Consider the following 18,102-nt stretch of genomic DNA (forward strand, 5'->3'; position numbering starts at 1 on the left):
TGCCTTTGAATGAAAATTCGCCCCAAGCCTTGATAAAACTCTATTTAGGCCTATCGTAGGTAACACATATTTAAACGGACAAGGAATCAGAATTGGACACACCGAGCTACACCATCACCCCAATCACAGCGGAACATAACGACGCAATCTGCCATATTATCAAACGTGTCGGGCAAGAGTTCGGCGCCATTGGGGAAGGCTTTGGCCCTTCCGATGCCGAAGTGCTCACCATGAGTGAGCACTACCGACCGAGCGAACGCAGCCTCTACTTGGTTGCTCTCTTGGATGGCAAAGTCGTTGGTGGGTGTGGTTTGGCGCCGTTTGGCCAATCCGCTACGCGCTGTGAACTGAAGAAATTGTTTCTTTTGCCTGAAACTCGCGGTCTCGGAATCGGCAAAGCGTTGGCGTTGCAATGTTTGGCGTTCGCTCAATCCGCCGGATTTGAAGAGTGCTATCTCGACACACTCGCAAGCATGACGCAAGCCATCGCTCTGTATGAATCCTTAGGCTTTACACACTTAGCCGAGCCAATGGACGAAACAGAGCACAACGGCTGCGACGTATGGATGCTAAAATCATTCATAACGGACTAGTTTTCGGCTCTAACTCAGAGGACGATGTATGACCAAGCTATTTCTCACGCGCGCTTTTTTAATCTATACACTTGCTTCACTGAACGTCACTTACGCCACTGCGCAAGTGTCAGAGAAGGAGTGGCAAGCCAATCTTATCGTCTCCGGGCTCAATGTCCCTTGGGGAATCGCCGCTGTCGATGACACCACCTTACTTATCAGCCAGAGAAATGGCGAAATCGGTCAAGTGAATCTCAACACTCAGCGCTACACGGCCATCCATCAAGTCAGCGATGTGGCGGTGTCGGGACAAGGTGGATTGTTGGATGTCGCCCGTTCACCTTTCGAGAGCGATCGCTACTACTTTACCTTCACTAAACGTGTCGGCGATGCGCTTGAAACCGCACTGGCAACTGCAACGATTCAAGCGGGTAAACTCAACGAGTGGCGTGAACTGCTCGTGACAACATCTGGCTCTGATACCGGTCGCCATTTTGGCAGCCGGATTACCTTTGATGACCAATACCTTTACCTCTCCATTGGCGACCGTGGTGAGCGGCCCAATGGTCAAGATCGTTCCACGCATGCAGGTTCGATACTAAGGCTTCATCTCGATGGTTCAGCGCCAAAAGACAACCCTTTTGTTACCGAGAAGGACGCGCAAGCAGAAATTTGGAGCTATGGTCATCGAAATCCCCAAGGACTGCTTTACGACGGCCCAAGTCAAACACTCTGGTCTATAGAGCATGGGCCACGCGGCGGCGATGAAATCAATCTGATAGAAAAAGGCGCGAATTATGGTTGGCCTATCACATCGCACGGTAAAGAGTATTGGGGGCCGCTTGCGGTGGGTGAAGCTGAAGAAGCGCCCGGCGTAACCTCTCCCCGAAAAGTGTATGTTCCTTCTATCGCACCTGGCTCGTTAGTGCTGTATCGCGGCGAGGCCTTTCCTGAGCTGGATGGCAAACTTCTCGCTGGGGCGCTAAAACTCACCCATATCAACGTCTTGACTTTGCAAAACAACAACATCATCGAAGAGACGCGCATACTGGAGTCTTTGGGTGAACGTATCCGAGATATCGAAGTGCTCCCCAACGGAGGCATCGTGTTTAGTACAGACAGCGGAAAACTGTTTCAACTGACTAAGCCTTAGAGCGTTTAGCGCGCTGGGTGCCTGCGCTGCTGCTGAATCGGCTACGAGTTAAGACGGTGACACTGAGAGTTTCTTTTGTGCCTCTTCCAAGGTCCGATCAAAGGTGTCGAGAAGCACTTCAATCGCGGACGTCGCCAGACCAAAGTAATCGCTTGGCGTGATGTCTACTGATTCAACCAGCACCTGACGCTCTATAGTAGCCTTGAGCGTTTTGAGGGTGGGATTGCCATCGAGATGCTCAATTTTTCCGATCGCTTGATTGAGGTAGTTGAGCCGTATCCGGTCGACACTGCTGCACGTTTTGGCCGCGGCCACCCCAGTACCAATAGCTCTGGCTTGACCAATGTTTTCCGCGGTGACGAGAATATCTTGCCATAGGTAGCGAATCGAACCGCGCTCCTCATGGACAATTTCATACAAGCGGAAATATTCTGCGCAATCATCAATCAAAAACAACAAACAAGCGATCATAGCGCTGTGTCGACGCAACGATTGATCTGGGCTCATGGATTGGTGTTGATCGACAATCACCGACCAGCGCTGCTCTATATCCTTCCACTCAACGCTATCGATAAACCAAGGCTCTTGATTCAGTCGCTCCATAGCGCGTAAGACCTGCGCTTGAATGGGATGAATTTGCCCCATCAGCGCGTTGTCCCCTTTTAAATAGCCATTGGTCAAGCCACGGTGTTGTTGTACAAGCGTCAGCAGTATCCGACACTCTTTCAGCAGATTCAGACCCTTAGCTTGACGAGCGAGATACGCGCGGCGACGCATGGAATACGCAATCATAATGGCCACAAAGATGGCCAAGGTCAACGCGAGCGCGGTCAGTACCGAAATCATCATGATGGTTCTCCTTACAATATCTACGCCGTTAAGCTTTTTAGGTGGTCTGCCACATTCGCGTTCTCTTTCGCCATTGCTGCATTTTTACCTGCCGCCAACGCGACCTCTTCCATGTTTTTTGAAATCTCTTTGGTTGCGATCGCTTGCTGTTCAGAAGCTGTTGCAATACCAGCAATCTGCTGCGTCACATCATTCAATGAGGCAACCACTTGATCAATCGCGCTCATCGCCGATGCCACACTGACTTGACTCGCTTCACTCGACGCCGCCACGTGGCGCACCTGCTCGACCACTGTCGCCATGCTCTCGGTAACCTCTTTGACTTGCTTGGTGATCGCCGTTGCCGATTGATGGCTGGTTTGTGCTAAACGGCGCACCTCTTCCGCCACGACATTAAAACCTCGCCCTTGTTCGCCCGCTCTGGCTGCTTCAATAGCCGCATTGAGTGACAGGAGGTTAGTCTGCTCGGCCATGTCTCGAATCACATCAGACATCGCGATGATAGACGTCATTTTTTCTTCCAAGACTTCAAGGCTGTGATCGGCCTTTTTGACGTTTCCAGCCACTTTTTCCACCTGTAGCTCTGTCTCGCGCATCGCTTTTTCACTCACCAGACAAAGCTGCTGACCTTCATCCGCCGAGCGTCTTGTCTGCTCGATACGCGTCGCTACTTCATCAATGCTCGCCGATATTTCTGTCGCTGCCGAGGCCGAGGCATTAATGATGTCCGCCTGCTTTTGGCTGTATGACGCTACGCTACGTGCATTGGCCGCAAGCTCAGTGGATGAATATTGCATTTCGTGGCTAATCGATTGAATAGACTTAAGTTCTCTGCGGTTCAAACGCACCAAATTATCAAGGAGTGGAAACAGAGACTGCAGTGGGCCTGCCCGGCTGGCATCCAACATCTCATCACTCTCCAAGCGGCGAGAATCTGAGGCGAGCGACACATGATGAGATAACGTCCGCTGATCTTTGCCTATGGCGGTTAAAACCCAAAGCATTATTACCATGCCGGCCAACATGACCGCATAGCCATAAACCAGTTGATCTAACGCGGCAAGGGCTAAACTTAGCAGCAACAAACCGCCTTGTAACCGAACCGCCCCAACTACCCCTAGCGACTGAACATAAACACGCATAAACAATCCTTATTTAGTGTCGTGATCATCCATTGAGTGCGTGACACTCCTTTTAGTTGTTATGAAAAAGCATGTGCAACTTTTGCACCAAATGATTCATTTTCGAGACATAACAATAAGAATAGAGAGTTCAATGAGTTAACGAGAATGACGCGTAAAAAATAGTGAGGAAGGGAGACAATGAGTGCGATCAATGAGCAGAACGCCCCAAAATGGGGCGTAGAGATCGAAAAAGCCCCAGCATTTCTGCTAGGGCTTACAATTTGGAGCGACACACGAGGTTCGCTTTCTTTTGAACATCAGCGTGACCTCAACCTTGGCAAGATTGCGCTCTACCAATTGATGCTACTATTCACTGGCACGGACGATCACCAAAAACCAAAAAGCCCCAGCATTTCTACTAGGGCTTGTAATTTGGAGCGACACACGAGGTTCGCTTTCTTTTGAACATCAGCGTGACCTCAACCTTGGCAAGATTGCGCTCTACCAATTGATGCTACTATTCACTGGCACGGACGATCACCAAAAACCAAAAAGCCCCAGCATTTCTGCTAGGGCTTGCAATTTGGAGCGACACACGAGGTTCGCTTTCTTTTGAACATAAGGGTGACCTCAACCTTGGCAAGGTTGCGCTCTGCCAATTGATGCCACTATTCACTGGCATGGACAATCACCAAAAACCAAAAAGCCCCAGCATTTCTGCTAGGGCTTATAATTTGGAGCGACACACGAGGTTCGCTTTCTTTTGAACATAAGCGTGACCTCAACCTTGGCAAGGTTGCGCTCTACCAATTGATGCCACTATTCACTGGCATGGACAATCACCAAAAACCAAAAACCAAAAACCAAAAAGCCCCAGCATTTCTGCTAGGGCTTATAATTTGGAGCGACACACGAGGTTCGCTTTCTTTTGAACATAAGGGTGACCTCAACCTTGGCAAGGTTGCGCTCTGCCAATTGATGCCACTATTCACTGGCATGGACAATCACCAAAAACCAAAAACCAAAAAGCCCCAGCATTTCTGCTAGGGCTTATAATTTGGAGCGACACACGAGGTTCGCTTTCTTTTGAACATAAGGGTGACCTCAACCTTGGCAAGGTTGCGCTCTGCCAATTGATGCCACTATTCACTGGCATGGACAATCACCAAAAACCAAAAACCAAAAACCAAAAACCAAAAAGCCCCAGCATTTCTGCTAGGGCTTATAATTTGGAGCGACACACGAGGTTCGAACTCGTGACCTCAACCTTGGCAAGGTTGCGCTCTACCAACTGAGCTAGTGTCGCATAGGTTTGCTAATAACTTAGCGTTAGATGGTGCCCCGGGCCGGACTTGAACCGGCACAGCGCGAACGCCGAGGGATTTTAAATCCCTTGTGTCTACCAATTCCACCACCAGGGCACACAAATCTAAATTTGTGATGCCGTTACGGAAACGTAACACACCATCTAGATATCGAATCATCGCTATCTGAATATTTGGAGCGACACACGAGGTTCGAACTCGTGACCTCAACCTTGGCAAGGTTGCGCTCTACCAACTGAGCTAGTGTCGCAAATGGAGGCGCGTCCCGGAGTCGAACCGAGGTCCACGGATTTGCAATCCGCTGCATAGCCACTCTGCCAACGCGCCTTCGTCGTACCAAGTTAAGCTGCTTGCTTGCTGCCTTCCTCTTGGGTACGGGATGCATTCTACGGATTCGAACTTGTTCGTCAACACTAATTTTTATTTTTTGAATCGTTTGTCTAATTTACCGCCAAAACTTTCAAAATTAACTATTTTCTGTTCAATTTCCGCCAATTCTTTACCTTGTTTCTGTCTGTTTCGTTGTCAACCAAATCAACACCAACTGTGCGCTAGGCCCCGTACCCTCTTGCACAGAGCGTGAGCCAAGAAACAAAATCTTGCTTTGCTACTCGTTCGACACTGAGTTCTATATAGAATGAAGTTCTAAAAAGAATATGGCGGAGAGAAAAGCCCCAATGCAGCGACCAGACAACCTTATTCCAACGCGACCGACGCTGGGTATCATCATGCCGGTGCTGAGTGGATTTTACATGGGTGAGATAAACGCGACCCTCAGGCAGCTTGCCTTTGAGAACAATATCAACCTGATGTTTATTCGCAGTGGCGATCATCCAGAGTTCGATTTACCCGTCGGTTTTCTGCATTTAGATGGGCTCATTGTATTGCTCGGTTGCGCCAGTGAACGTTTGGTTGAACATGCCCTCTCTCTCAACATTCCCGTCCTTTCAATGGGTGGGCATTATTCATTGGACGTTGAACACTTTTTTAGCGACCAAGCTCAGGGAATCACCGCCCTCTACCAGCATCTCACCTCACTTGGTCACCGCCAGATAGGCTTTTGTGGCGATTTTACCGTTGATGACATTCGACAACGTTTCTCTGCCTATAAAACCATCCAACAGGCCTATGGTCACCCTGCCAGTCAAGCGATGATCTTCGAAGTCAACAACTGCTCGCTGGCCGGTGGCCGTGAAGCAGCGGTGCTTTATCAACAGCGCCAATCACCGTGTAGCGCGATTATTTGTGCCACCGACCACAATGCGATTGGAATGATAGAACAGCTTGAACACAAGGGCCTAAAGGTACCACAGGACATCGCGGTGGTTGGTGTGGACAATGTCTTTCTTGGCGACCACACTACCCCGCCGCTCACCACTGTCGACCAAAGGCTTGAGACGCTCACTCGAGATGTTTTCTTTCGAGCCCTTAAGCGGATGCAAGGTGCACCCTATTCAAGAATCAGCACATCGCTCGAGCAACAGTTGATTGTGCGGCGCTCTTGTGGCGTTAAGCCTCGCGAAGATCGCAAGGCCATCGACCCCACCCTCGGCTCCCCGATTCGCCAAGCTTTACTGACCAATGAAGGGCGATCGTCGTTTGAGATTTTTGAAAACTTTTATTCCCTCGCTCAAGAGGGCTTCTCTGCCATCTTAGATGCCCAGAGTATCTATAACAGTCCGCTCGCTTGGGCATGTTTAGCCACAGGGCGTCATGGTGAATACCACGTCGACAGTTGGGCTGAGAAAGGGATGACACATCCTAGCACGTTGGATAGTCAACATCGTATCAGCGACGGAATCGAGAGTTTTCCGTTTATCCAACACGATACCCACTACATTGCCACCATCATCCCGATCGCCACCGGAACCCAGCAGCAGTGGAAACTGGTGTCGGTTGTGGACGCCATCAATGACGAAGTCAACATTCACTCGATGGCGATGTTCAATAACTATTTAGATATGCTGGCACTGTTTATCGAGCGTGACGCCCTGATTGCCACCAGCAAACACAACGAGCAACAATCACAGCAACTGCTTGAACAACTTGAAGTGGTGTCCAATAGTTCAAACGATGGTATTTGGGAGTGGGATATCGCTGCTAACCATTTTCGCCTCAATGGTCGTTTACTGGCGATGGTGGGTATAGAGAGCAGCCGAACTAGCGGCGTCTACCCTCTCGAACAGGTCATCGACTTAGCTCACCATGAAGATAGAGACACGCTAAAGCAAGCGCTCAAGCAGCATCTGCGCGATCAAACCCCTTTCAAGTTGGAATTTCGCTTAAAAAGTTCGAAAGGTGAGATATTGTGGGTCAATGCGGCTGGTTCCGCCCTATATAATGCGCAGGGTCGCGCGGTGAAAATGATCGGCTCGGTCACCGATGTCACCGAGCGCCGAGTGAGCGCGGAAAAAATCCGTCAAATGGCCTATTACGACGCTCTAACTGGCGTAGCGAACCGCCGCAAGATCATTGAAGTCATGAACAGCCAACTTGCAGCCCTACCGACACAGCCCAAAGCGGTCATGTTGATGGATTTAAATCGCTTTAAATTCATCAACGATACTTTTGGTCACCATGTCGGTGACGCCTTGTTACAACATGTCACGCAACAAATACAAAGCACATTAGCCGCGACACATCGCATCGCCCGACTAGGGGGTGATGAGTTCTTACTCTTTTGCGATGTGGCAAACCGCGAACAAGCGCTGGCGCTCGCCAGTGATATGTTGGACGTCATCAGAAAACCGCTGCACTGCGAAGAGATTGAGCTGGTCGCCAGCGGCAGTATTGGCATTGCCATGTATCCGTGGGATGCGACAACGCCCGATGATCTCATTAAGCGGGCAGATATTGCCATGTACCAAGCCAAGCGCCAAGGTGCAACACAGCCCGCCTGCTATCGCCAACAAGACGAAGAATCCCTGTTTGATAAAGTGACCATGGAGCATCACCTCAAACTCGCGATTGAAAACCGCGAAATCGTCATGCACTACCAACCGCTGTTTTCCCCAACGGACAATCACTTTACCGCTGTGGAAGCCTTGGCGCGTTGGCACTCACCGCAGCTTGGACACGTTGCGCCGCATCAATTCATTCGTCTCGCAGAGGAAATCAACCTGATTGGTGCACTGGGTAAGCATCTGATTCATCAGGTGTGTCGCGACATTAAACAGTCCGTCAGCCTTAGCCGCTACCAGCATGTCTCTGTCAACTTGAGTGCAAAACAATTAATCCAACCCGACTTCGCCCATGAGCTGATCACCATCATTCATCACCACCACCTTCCTGTCAGCCGTTTTTGTTTTGAGGTCACAGAAACCGCCGCCATCACAGATTTCGACGCCTGCTTACAAGCGCTCACCACCTTGAGCCAAGCGGGCGCGAAGATCTCACTCGATGATTTCGGCGCCGGCTTCTCCTCTCTGTCTTTACTGCAAAAACTGCCGATTGATGAGATAAAAATTGACCGTTCGTTTGTCAAAGACATCGTGTTTAACGACAACGACCTTAACTTTGTCTCGACCATCGTCGTGATGGCGAGAGGGCTTGGGCTGCGCGTCGTGGTAGAGGGCGTGGAAACCACCGCGCATTTGGATAAACTCACCAAACTGGATGTGGATTTCTTGCAAGGCTACTGTTTTGCTATGCCAAGCCCTATAGATCAACTCAGCCACTACGTTCCGACGCAACAACCCGCCTTGACTGAACCTTCAGCATTAGAAACAACACAGCCCGTCGATTGACGGGCTGTGAGTGTGAAACATGAACGTAATGGATTAATGATGTTCTTCGTCGAGTAGATCATCTTTGGCGGCCAACAAGTATTGCGCCATCGACCAGTAGGTAAGAAAAGTCGCGACGTATAATGCCGCGTAGCCGAGCCAAATCATCCAATCATCGTAACGCCAAATCAGAACCCAAAGCGCAAACATCTGGCTCACCGTCTTCACTTTGCCAACCCAAGAGACGGCGACACTGGCGCGTTTGCCGATTTCCGCCATCCATTCACGTAACGCAGAGATGATGATCTCTCGGGCAATCATGGTGACAGCAGGGATGGTCACCCAAATGGAGTGAAAGTGCTCGGTAATCAGAATCAAGGCGGTTGCCACCAGCACTTTGTCCGCAACAGGATCGATAAACGCACCAAAACGGGAAGTTTGACCCAGTTTTCGCGCCAACATGCCATCTAACCAATCGGTGAACCCTGCCACAAAGAAAATCATTGCCGCCGCGAATGGAGCCCAAGCGTAAGGAAGATAAAATGCCACGACGAAGATGGGAATCAAGAAAAGTCGCAACAAAGACAGTAGGTTCGGAATGTTTAAACGCATATTTATTTAAGGCTCTTTTTGTGTGCGTACGGCTGGCAATCCGCCGTTTTGGCGGGCTCTTATGTTGCGGGATTTTTCTTATTGTTTCAATGCTTGATAGATGTTTTCTGCTAAAGAGTGGCTAATGCCCGGAACTTTGGCGATTTCTTCAACAGTCGCACGTTTGAGCTCTTGTAAGCCACCCATGTATTTCAGCAGCGCCTGACGACGTTTCGGTCCGATGCCTTCAATGCCTTCAAGTGCACTCGTACGGCGTGTTTTACCACGTTTCGCACGATGCCCGGCAATCGCATGATTGTGGCTCTCATCACGAATGTGCTGCATCAAATGCAAAGCAGGCGCGTCACTGGGCAAGTTGAACTCTTCACCATCGGTGGTGATTAAGGTTTCGAGGCCAGGTTTTCGTGTCACCCCTTTCGCAATACCAATCAGTTTGGGTCGCTTTGGCCAATCTCCCCAGTATTGCGAAATGATGTCATGGCCTCGGTTAAGCTGACCTTTACCACCGTCAATAAAGACAATGTCGGGGATTTTTTCGACATCAAGCTGCTTGGCGTATCGGCGCTCAAGCGCTTGCCCCATCGCAGCGTAATCATCACCACCGGTGATCCCGGTAATGTTGTAGCGCCGGTACTCTTGCTTCAATGGGCCTTCGTGGTTAAATACCACACAAGAGGCAATCGTACTCTCACCCATGGTGTGTGAGATATCAAAACACTCCATTCTGGCGATCGTCTCCATACCCAATACCTCCCGGAGTGCTTTGAAGCGCTGAGAGATGGTCATTTTATGGTTGATCTTGGTGGTGATTGCTGTCAGTGCATTGGTGTTCGCCAGTTTGAGGTAGCGACTCCGTGTCCCTGTCGGGTTGGTATGAAAATGGACTTTACGACCGAGCCGCTCACTGAGTGCGGTTTGCAGCGCTTTGGTTTCGTCGCTTAACCCCGCATTTAAGATGATACGCGTTGGTACGGTGCGTGCTTCGTTGTGCGCGAGGTAATACTGAGTCAGGAAACTGTGAAAGACCTCTTGTGCATCGGTTTCAGCCGGGATCTTAGGGAAATGGCTTCGAGAGCCAAGTACCTTGCCTTGGCGAATCATCAAGATGTGGATACACGCGATACCTTTCTCTTGAGCAAAACCCAGTACATCCATGTCGTCCATCGAATCTTCAGAGACAAATTGCTGCTCTTGCACGCGGCGGATGGCTTGAATCTGATCGCGAAACTTAGCCGCATCTTCAAAGCGCAGTGACTGACTCGCCTGCTCCATTTTTTCCACCAGCGTCGAGAGCACTTGGCTGTCTTTGCCTTGTAAGAACAAGCGCACGAGATCAACCAGCTCTTGATATTCCGCGTCAGAAATAACGTCACTGACACAAGGTGCAGCACAGCGACCAATTTGGTACATCAAACAAGGGCGGGTGCGATTACTGTATACCGTATCCTCACATTGACGAACCGGAAAGATCTTCTGAATCAGATGCAACGTTTCTCGAACAGCACCAGAGTCGGGATACGGACCAAAATACTCACCTTTACGCTTTTTCGCCCCACGATGCATTGAAAGCCGCGGGTGCTTATGACCACTAACAAAAATGTACGGATAGGATTTATCGTCACGCAATAGCACATTGTACTTAGGCAAATACTGCTTGATGTAATTGTGCTCAAGAATAAGGGCTTCCGTCTCCGTGTGCGTAACGGTGACATCTATCTTGGCGATATGACTGACGAGCGCGCGAGTCTTCTCGCTATCCACATTTTTGCGAAAATAGCTAGAGAGGCGCTTTTTGAGGTCTTTGGCTTTGCCGACATAAATAACCTCAGCCTCGGTGTTGTACATGCGGTACACACCGGGCTGATTGGTCACAGTCTTAAGGAAGGTTACCGAGTCAAACGTTTGTGTCACTAGAGGGTCTCGGTGTCGAGCATTCCATGTCGTATCGCTAGGTGCGTCAATTCAACATCGCCACTGATGTGCAGCTTATTGAACAAACGGTAGCGATAGCTGTTTACCGTTTTGGGGCTAAGATTGAGTTGTTCGGAAATGTCCGTCACTTTTTGCCCCTTGGTGATCATCATCATGATTTGCAGCTCACGCTCTGATAAATCAGCGAATGGATTTTCAGAGGCGGGTGAGAATTGGCTTAATGCCATCTGCTGCGCTATCTCTGGTGAGATGTAACGCTGACCACTGTGAACAACGCGGATCGCGTTGACCATTTCATCAGGACCTGCACCTTTGGTTAAATAACCGGCAGCTCCCGCTTGCATCACTTTCGTTGGAAACGGATTTTCCGTATGAACAGTCAAAACGATGATTTTTACATCTGGATTGAATCGCAGGATTTTCTTTGTCGCTTCTAAGCCACCAATACCGGGCATATTCATATCCATCAAAATGACGTCTGCATGATTGCTACGACACCATTTTGCTGCATCTTCACCGCTTACAGCTTCCCCTGCTACGTTCATTCCACGGACGTCTTCAATAATACGTCGTATCCCTGTGCGAACCAGCTCGTGATCATCTACAAGGAAAACATTTATCAAACTTGTATCTCCACACTTTTAACTTGGCTCTGCACCCACTTATACAGTGGATAACAGCATGGCTGCCTAGTTTAACTCATTTTGGTTTTTATTGCCTGCACTGAATATGTGCCCAAACGCAAAGTTTAGCAAGAACTTATTTTCATAACTGTTGGACTGCACTTAATTAACCTAAGAATCAATAGTTTGACACTATTTAAAGCGATAGATTCTCAACATTTGGAGCATGAATACTTTATTCGTAGCTATGCATTGAAAATGCAATCAATTTCAACTATTCATAAAAAGGATGTAACGAATTGCGTTGCATAACCTTCGTTGGCATTAAGCTGACGAACCATAATGATATAAGGATATGGTATGAAAAAGCTTCTCGCAGTGGCAGCACTGGCTTCAACTCTTCCTCTCTCAAACGTCGCAATGGCCGATTCTGATATCGGTTGTGGTCTAGGTACCATGATTTTTGATGGTCAATCTGGCAAAGTCTTCAAAGTGCTAGGCGCCACAACAAACGGTACGTTCGGTAACCAAACTTTTGGTATTACATTTGGTACATTGGGATGTGATGGCAACGGCACGATCAACTCAGCGCAGAAATTAGCCCTGTTTATCGATGGCAACATGGACAATCTTGCGCGTGACATCGCGAAAGGCGAAGGTGAAACGCTCGCGACACTTTCTGAAGTGTGGGGCATCCAAGAATCAGATAAAGGCGCGTTCAATACGCTAGCGCAAGAGAACTTCTCGCAAGTGTTCCAGTCTGAAAACGTCACGTCTGAAGAGGTGTTCATCAACCTCAACGCCTTGGTTTCAAGCGACCAAACACTGGCCAACTACGCGATTTAATCCTCGCTTAAAAGGCGCTGCACGCTTGTGTGGCGTCTTTGATCCTCTCAAAGTTATATTGAATATCACTGTACCACTCGAATTATCAGCATGTTGGCGTTAAAGTCATCGCAAGCCGATTTAGGATCTCCCCGACCAACTATGAAAAAACTGATGCCACTCACTGGCGCTTTACTTGCACTTTCTTCCCCTCTTTGCTTGGCGAAAGCCGAGTCGCCGACCGAGGTCGCACTAGACATCGCAACGTTAGCTCACTCGCCATATTGGCATAAACTGGGCCACTATCAGAGCCATTGGTCTGGCCGTATAGAAAGCCAAGTAGATTCGGACGACTTCTTTTTCTCTGCGCAGGGTAAGCAATCGCCAGAGCGAGAGCTTGAGGCGACTATTCATGCGTTCTATCAGCAGGAGGAAGCACAAGCCCACATTGCAAGGTGCCAATTTCCCGCACGCTTTACTTGGCTTGAAGAGCAACAAGGACGACGAGCGACGCTCGACTGCCCGGAGTTGGAGACATGGAAAGCGGTGCTGGATCCTCAAGGACTCACACTGGTGTTTCCGACTGCTTTTATGAATAACCCGTCCTCCATGTTTGGCCACACCCTGCTGCGCGTCGACGCCAAAGACCAGACGCGTCATAAAGAGTTAGTGGCGTTTGCGGTGAATTTCGCCGCGGAGCCGGAAACGCAAGACAATCCAGCACTCTATGCGATGAAAGGGTTGTTTGGCGCTTATCCAGGTCGCTATACCGTGATGCCCTACTACAGAAAGGTAAGGGAATACAATGACATCGAGTCGAGAGATATTTGGGAATACCCCCTCAACTTAACAGAAAATGAAGTAGAACGGGTCTTACTGCATCTCTGGGAAATGCAGCAAGCTCAATTTGATTACTATTTCTTGGATGAAAACTGCTCTTACCAACTGCTCGCTCTTTTGGAATTGGCTCGTGAAGATCTCTATTTAGTCGATCAGTTCCCCGTTCAGGCCATTCCTTCGGATACAGTCAAAGCCCTCGCGGCGCAAGATCTGTTAGCCGCGCCCCAGTATCGTGCGGCCTTTGGTACACGCTTACTGCATCAATCGCAGTCGATGAGTGATGAGCTCTTTTCTGCGGCGCAACGTGCAAAAAGAGGCATCTACCCAAGCGCATCAGAATACAGTGATGCAGAACGTGCGGCGATCCTTGAATTCGCCTATGAGTGGCTTAACTTTGAGCTCTACGACCAAAGGTTAGAGCGCGACCCTACCGCCAAACAGCTCACCGACCTCTTGTATCAACGCAGTATCATTAAAACCCCCTCACCCTTCAGCGACGTCCCCGTACCTAGCGTATCGCCTGAACATGGGCATGGTTCTGCGCGTGTCGGGCTAGGTTATCGCTACTCCGATCTCAACCGTCATCGGCTGACCTTAGATTGGCGCGCCGCGTATCATGATCTATTAGACTCGCAAGCTGGATTTATTCCCGGCGCACAAATTAGTTTTCTTGATGCGCAAATGAGCCTTGATGACAACGGCACAAGCCGGTTAGAGAAGCTGTATATTATTGATGCAATGGCGCTTGCGCCGAGTAATCGCGTCTTCAGCAGTTGGGCATGGAATATTCGCACAGGCTTTGACAGACAGCCCGATAGCACCAACACGTCCGGACGCTGGTTCGGCCAAGGGGGAGTGGGAAAGGCATGGGGGGATCCCAATCTCGTACACGGCTATACGCTGCTCTCCGCTGAATTAAGTGGTGGTGCGCTGACCGACTACCAAGCCACTCTCGGCGCAGGGGCTGAGGTGGGCCTGCTCTATCAAATCAATCAGACGCATAAAGTGAGCGTGCAGGGCCAGTACCTCAGTCTGTTCGATTCTCCTGCCTCTCACAAAGCGCAAGCCAGTACCCACTGGCATTGGTCCATGACGTCAGATTTCGCCCTTCGCAGTGAAGCAAGCTACCGGCACTGGCATCGTGACGAGCTTCTCGCGCAGTTGACGGCTTACGTTTATTACTAGCGTTATCACTTAGCCGCCTGTGCTACACTGGGCGAGCATCCCCCATTACAGCATCGAATTGGGGTTATCATGCTCACCAAGGAACACGCTTTACTATGACCATTCAACACGGTTTTTTACTGACACGCCAAGCACGCGATGTTGGACACCGCACTCAAATTGACCTCTGGCTCTCTACCGCGCAAGGGCCGATGCAACTGGTAATTGAGGGCGAAAAACCCGTGTTCTTTATCCCGCAATCGCATATAGACCAAGCGCGCGAGATCAACTTACATCATGGGTTCGATGCCACTATCCAACCCCTCGAACTGAAAGACTTTACCCACACCCCTCTCGCGGCTTGCTACAGTGCCACCATTCAAACGGCGACGGCCTTCAGCCAACAGTTGAAGCAGCAAGATGTCCTCGTTTTGGAAGACGACATCCGCCTTGCGGATAGATTCCTCATGGAACGATTTATTCAAGGTAGCCTAGAGTTTGTCGGTCACGTAGAGCAAAAGTCAGGCTATGTTCGAGTCAGCAACGCCAAATGTCGCCAAGGCCAATACACCCCAACACTCCATGTGGTGTCGCTTGATATCGAATGCTCCGAAAAAGGCCTTCTCTATTCGATCGGGTTAGACAGCCCCAAAGACAGTCGCGTGATTATGGTGGGAACGCCACAAGCCGCCGATACTCCGATAGAGTGGGTCAGTGATGAGAAAGCCCTCCTCCAAGCTCTGGTTCACTGGTTCCAAACCTATGATCCCGATGTGGTCATCGGATGGAACGTGATTGATTTTGACTTTCGCTTGCTCGATAAACGAGCCCAATGGCACAAGATGGCACTCTACTTAGGGCGAGGCAACCAAAAAGCCTACTTCCGCTCATCTGCATCGACTGGCCAAGCGTTCATCTCGATCCCCGGTCGCGTCGTCATGGACGGTATCGACACGTTAAAAACCGCGACTTACCACTTTCGCAGTTGGTCATTGGAGTCCGTTTCTCAGGAGCTTCTTGGCGAAGGGAAACAGATCCACAACGTCCATGATCGCATGGATGAAATTAACCACATGTTTCGACACGACAAACCCTCTCTCGCCCGCTACAACCTGCAAGACTGTGTATTGGTCAATAAAATCTTCGCCCATACCCATTTGCTCGATTTTGCCATCGAACGATCGCGGTTAACCGGTGTTGAGTTGGATCGCGTCGGAGGCTCTGTCGCCGCATTCACCAACCTCTATCTACCGCAGATCCATCGCGCCGGTTACGTGGCACCCAACTTACAGCCTGAAAACTGGCTAGCCAGCCCAGGGGGTTATGTGATGGATTCGATCCCTGGTTTGTACGATTCGGTGCTGGTGCTGGATTTTAAAAGCCTCTACCCTTCGATCATTCGCAGCTTTCTGATTGACCCAATCGGGCTAGTCGAAGGGCTGAAGCTTGAGGTGGGTAAAGAGGCCCACCAAGCGGTCGAAGGCTTTCGTGGCGGCCAGTTCCACCGCAGCACCCACTTTCTGCCTACCATGATTGAAACCTTATGGGCCGCGCGCGATAGAGCGAAGAAAAACAATGAAAAGGCCTTTTCTCAGGCCATTAAGATCATCATGAACTCCTTCTATGGTGTATTAGGCTCCTCGGGCTGCCGCTTCTTTGATACACGCCTCGCCTCTAGCATCACCATGCGCGGCCACGAGATCATGAAGCAGACCAAACGCCTGATTGAATCCCAAGGCTATCAAGTGATCTACGGGGATACCGATTCGACCTTTGTGTCACTAGGGACAAGCTTAAGCCAGCAAGAAGCTGATGCTATAGGCCAGCAACTGACCACACACATTAATGCGTGGTGGAGTGAGCATCTTAGCCAAGAATACGGTTTAACCTCGATGCTTGAGCTGGAATACGAAACCCATTACAAAAAGTTTTTGATGCCAACGATACGCGGCCAAGAAACAGGGTCGAAAAAACGCTACGCAGGATTGATTGTCACCGAGAGCAACGAACGCCTGGTGTTTAAAGGATTGGAAAGCGCCCGTACAGACTGGACGCCACTGGCACAGCGCTTTCAAAATGAGCTCTATCGCTTAGTCTTTCACGGTGAGGATCCGTGTCAATACGTTAGAGATTGTGTCGAGCAGACGTTAGACGGGCGCTTTGATGAGGAGTTGGTGTATCAGAAAAGGCTACGGCGCAAACTTCATGAATACCAAAAGAACATTCCGCCTCAAGTACGCGCCGCTCGAATGGCGGATGAAATAAACGCGCAACTTGGTCGACCTTTGCAATACCAAAACAAAGGCCGAATCGAGTACCTCATCACCACACAAGGGCCTGAACCCAAAGAGTATCGAAAGAGTCCGATTGATTATCAGCACTACATTGATAAACAACTCAAACCCGTCGCAGATGCAATTCTGCCCTTTATCGGGCTCGACTTTGCACGCTTGAGTGAGCCTCAACTTGGCTTGTTCTAACCGATTTTAAATTCCGTCTTTTGGTACTGTTTGACCAACCAATCACCAAAGGAATCCAACAGACCCACCACAGAGCGTTTAGGGATAACACGCCCAGACAGTAAAATCCCCAAGCGCTCAATGTCGAGCTGCTTTTCAGGATGGTAGCGTAAGAATTGCTGGCCGCACTCAATGGGATCATCGAACCACTGTTTGTCTCGAACCATCACCAATGAGTAGCTTGCTCGGAGCAGCTTTTTGGCGATGATGATTTGAGCATGACTTTGGTCTTCGGGTTTGTTGCTGCGCGCAATTCGATTGCGGTACACGGCAATCCAATCCTCGACGTCCATGTTCCACTGCTTAGCGATTTCCCAACTCGGCTCATAATCGCCAAAGCACTCCGAGAGATCTTCACCATGAATACACACCGCGCAATGACGCAATAAAAATCCCCAAGAAAGAATACCCTCTAAACTCGCCACCTCACTGGCTAAACCAGTTTTAAAAGCAACCCCAGTAATAAACGGATAGCGCTTTTGAAAGTGAAATTTGATGGTATTGAACAGAGATGAACGCGAATCGCTAAAAGAGCGATGCGTAATCACGATGACATCCATATTGGACTTCCCTTCGATGGCCGTTTTACGCGCCACACTGCCATAGAGATAAACGCTGTGGAGATTGTCACCCAGTCCACTTTGTAAATAGGCCATCAGCTCCCCTATTGCAGGCTGATAACGAGCTTGGAACGGTTGAGTTGGGTCGATAACGGGAAGAGGCATGTGGTAACAGTCTGAACTTATTGTCAATCAATGGTGACTTTAATGATCGCTCACACGCTCTGTGCAATCAAGTTATTCCTTCTCAAAGAATAACTGATATATAATGCGCCAAAA

12 protein-coding genes and 7 tRNA genes are annotated in these 18,102 nt (G+C 49.6%); 6 read left to right on the forward strand and 13 right to left on the reverse strand.

Annotated elements, in window-relative coordinates; all coding sequences use genetic code 11:
- Nucleotides 1–92: 92 nt before the first annotated feature.
- Together AC6R10_RS00430 and AC6R10_RS00435 are read left to right on the forward strand one after the other, a co-directional pair.
- Nucleotides 93–593 (forward strand): GNAT family N-acetyltransferase, encoded by a 501-nt coding sequence (locus AC6R10_RS00430; RefSeq protein WP_500671163.1) that lies wholly within the window; start codon nucleotides 93–95, stop codon nucleotides 591–593.
- A 28-nt stretch (nucleotides 594–621) separates the two neighbouring features.
- Nucleotides 622–1,725 (forward strand): PQQ-dependent sugar dehydrogenase, encoded by a 1,104-nt coding sequence (locus tag AC6R10_RS00435; RefSeq protein WP_500671164.1) that lies wholly within the window; start codon nucleotides 622–624, stop codon nucleotides 1,723–1,725.
- A 48-nt stretch (nucleotides 1,726–1,773) separates the two neighbouring features.
- Here the strand turns inward: AC6R10_RS00435 and AC6R10_RS00440 are convergent, their stop codons facing one another.
- The 9 genes from AC6R10_RS00440 to AC6R10_RS00480 all read right to left on the reverse strand — a co-directional run bounded on the left by AC6R10_RS00440 (nucleotide 1,774) and on the right by AC6R10_RS00480 (nucleotide 5,350).
- Nucleotides 1,774–2,574: a hypothetical protein gene (locus AC6R10_RS00440; RefSeq protein WP_500671165.1), complete on the reverse strand. Its 801-nt coding sequence runs from the start codon at nucleotides 2,572–2,574 to the stop codon at nucleotides 1,774–1,776.
- 20 nt (nucleotides 2,575–2,594) lie between these two features.
- Nucleotides 2,595–3,716 carry a methyl-accepting chemotaxis protein gene (locus AC6R10_RS00445; RefSeq protein ID WP_500671166.1) on the reverse strand — a complete coding sequence of 374 codons (1,122 nt, stop codon included), beginning with the start codon at nucleotides 3,714–3,716 and terminating at the stop codon, nucleotides 2,595–2,597.
- A gap of 264 nt (nucleotides 3,717–3,980) precedes the next feature.
- Nucleotides 3,981–4,072, reverse strand: a tRNA-Gly gene (locus AC6R10_RS00450).
- A gap of 59 nt (nucleotides 4,073–4,131) precedes the next feature.
- Nucleotides 4,132–4,223: transfer RNA gene (locus AC6R10_RS00455), tRNA-Gly, on the reverse strand.
- A gap of 210 nt (nucleotides 4,224–4,433) precedes the next feature.
- Nucleotides 4,434–4,525, reverse strand: a tRNA-Gly gene (locus tag AC6R10_RS00460).
- A gap of 403 nt (nucleotides 4,526–4,928) precedes the next feature.
- A tRNA-Gly gene (locus tag AC6R10_RS00465) sits at nucleotides 4,929–5,004 on the reverse strand.
- Between the two features lie 28 nt (nucleotides 5,005–5,032).
- Nucleotides 5,033–5,119, reverse strand: a tRNA-Leu gene (locus AC6R10_RS00470).
- A 78-nt stretch (nucleotides 5,120–5,197) separates the two neighbouring features.
- Nucleotides 5,198–5,273: transfer RNA gene (locus tag AC6R10_RS00475), tRNA-Gly, on the reverse strand.
- Between the two features lie 3 nt (nucleotides 5,274–5,276).
- A tRNA-Cys gene (locus tag AC6R10_RS00480) sits at nucleotides 5,277–5,350 on the reverse strand.
- A gap of 329 nt (nucleotides 5,351–5,679) precedes the next feature.
- On the opposite strand from AC6R10_RS00480, the gene AC6R10_RS00485 reads away from it, so the two are divergent.
- Nucleotides 5,680–8,769, forward strand: coding sequence for an EAL domain-containing protein (locus tag AC6R10_RS00485; RefSeq protein WP_500671167.1), 3,090 nt, complete (start codon nucleotides 5,680–5,682; stop codon nucleotides 8,767–8,769).
- A gap of 33 nt (nucleotides 8,770–8,802) precedes the next feature.
- Here AC6R10_RS00485 and pgsA read toward each other — a convergent pair whose 3' ends face one another.
- The 3 genes from pgsA to uvrY form a co-directional block, all read right to left on the reverse strand.
- Nucleotides 8,803–9,360 carry a CDP-diacylglycerol--glycerol-3-phosphate 3-phosphatidyltransferase gene (pgsA, locus tag AC6R10_RS00490; protein WP_334550665.1) on the reverse strand — a complete coding sequence of 186 codons (558 nt, stop codon included), beginning with the start codon at nucleotides 9,358–9,360 and terminating at the stop codon, nucleotides 8,803–8,805.
- Between the two features lie 78 nt (nucleotides 9,361–9,438).
- The gene (gene uvrC / locus AC6R10_RS00495) at nucleotides 9,439–11,271 is read right to left on the reverse strand and encodes an excinuclease ABC subunit UvrC (protein ID WP_500671168.1); all 1,833 of its coding nucleotides are present in this window, start codon (nucleotides 11,269–11,271) and stop codon (nucleotides 9,439–9,441) included.
- On the reverse strand, nucleotides 11,271–11,915 hold the full coding sequence (gene uvrY, locus AC6R10_RS00500) for a UvrY/SirA/GacA family response regulator transcription factor (RefSeq protein ID WP_334550669.1): 645 nt from the start codon (nucleotides 11,913–11,915) through the stop codon (nucleotides 11,271–11,273). Before uvrY ends, uvrC begins: the two co-directional genes overlap by 1 nt.
- A gap of 360 nt (nucleotides 11,916–12,275) precedes the next feature.
- Between uvrY and AC6R10_RS00505 the strand changes: the two genes are divergently transcribed.
- The 3 genes from AC6R10_RS00505 (at nucleotide 12,276) to AC6R10_RS00515 (ending at nucleotide 17,224) form a co-directional block, all read left to right on the forward strand.
- Nucleotides 12,276–12,761, forward strand: a complete 486-nt coding sequence (locus tag AC6R10_RS00505) for a DUF3015 domain-containing protein (protein WP_500671169.1) — start codon at nucleotides 12,276–12,278, stop codon at nucleotides 12,759–12,761.
- Nucleotides 12,762–12,902: 141 nt separating this feature from the next.
- Complete coding sequence (locus tag AC6R10_RS00510) at nucleotides 12,903–14,765, forward strand: Lnb N-terminal periplasmic domain-containing protein (protein WP_500671170.1); 1,863 nt, start codon at nucleotides 12,903–12,905, stop codon at nucleotides 14,763–14,765.
- Between the two features lie 95 nt (nucleotides 14,766–14,860).
- Complete coding sequence (locus AC6R10_RS00515; protein ID WP_500671171.1) at nucleotides 14,861–17,224, forward strand: DNA polymerase II; 2,364 nt, start codon at nucleotides 14,861–14,863, stop codon at nucleotides 17,222–17,224.
- On the opposite strand, the gene AC6R10_RS00520 is transcribed toward AC6R10_RS00515, so the two are convergent.
- On the reverse strand, nucleotides 17,221–17,988 hold the full coding sequence (locus AC6R10_RS00520; RefSeq protein ID WP_500626863.1) for a nucleotidyltransferase family protein: 768 nt from the start codon (nucleotides 17,986–17,988) through the stop codon (nucleotides 17,221–17,223). The two genes, AC6R10_RS00515 and AC6R10_RS00520, sit on opposite strands and share 4 nt — an antisense overlap.
- Nucleotides 17,989–18,102: the final 114 nt, after the last annotated feature.

The sequence above is a fragment of the Vibrio sp. R12-SG2-ISO1 genome (assembly GCF_059834045.1).

Coding starts and splice junctions, on each gene's coding strand:
- AC6R10_RS00435 (WP_500671164.1), top strand. CDS start 622: ATGACCAAGCTATTTCTCACGCGCGCTTTTTTAATCTATACACTTGCT.
- AC6R10_RS00440 (WP_500671165.1), bottom strand. CDS start 2,574: ATGATGATTTCGGTACTGACCGCGCTCGCGTTGACCTTGGCCATCTTT.
- AC6R10_RS00445 (WP_500671166.1), bottom strand. CDS start 3,716: ATGCGTGTTTATGTTCAGTCGCTAGGGGTAGTTGGGGCGGTTCGGTTA.
- AC6R10_RS00485 (WP_500671167.1), top strand. CDS start 5,680: ATGGCGGAGAGAAAAGCCCCAATGCAGCGACCAGACAACCTTATTCCA.
- pgsA (WP_334550665.1), bottom strand. CDS start 9,360: ATGCGTTTAAACATTCCGAACCTACTGTCTTTGTTGCGACTTTTCTTG.
- AC6R10_RS00505 (WP_500671169.1), top strand. CDS start 12,276: ATGAAAAAGCTTCTCGCAGTGGCAGCACTGGCTTCAACTCTTCCTCTC.
- AC6R10_RS00510 (WP_500671170.1), top strand. CDS start 12,903: ATGAAAAAACTGATGCCACTCACTGGCGCTTTACTTGCACTTTCTTCC.
- AC6R10_RS00515 (WP_500671171.1), top strand. CDS start 14,861: ATGACCATTCAACACGGTTTTTTACTGACACGCCAAGCACGCGATGTT.
- AC6R10_RS00520 (WP_500626863.1), bottom strand. CDS start 17,988: ATGCCTCTTCCCGTTATCGACCCAACTCAACCGTTCCAAGCTCGTTAT.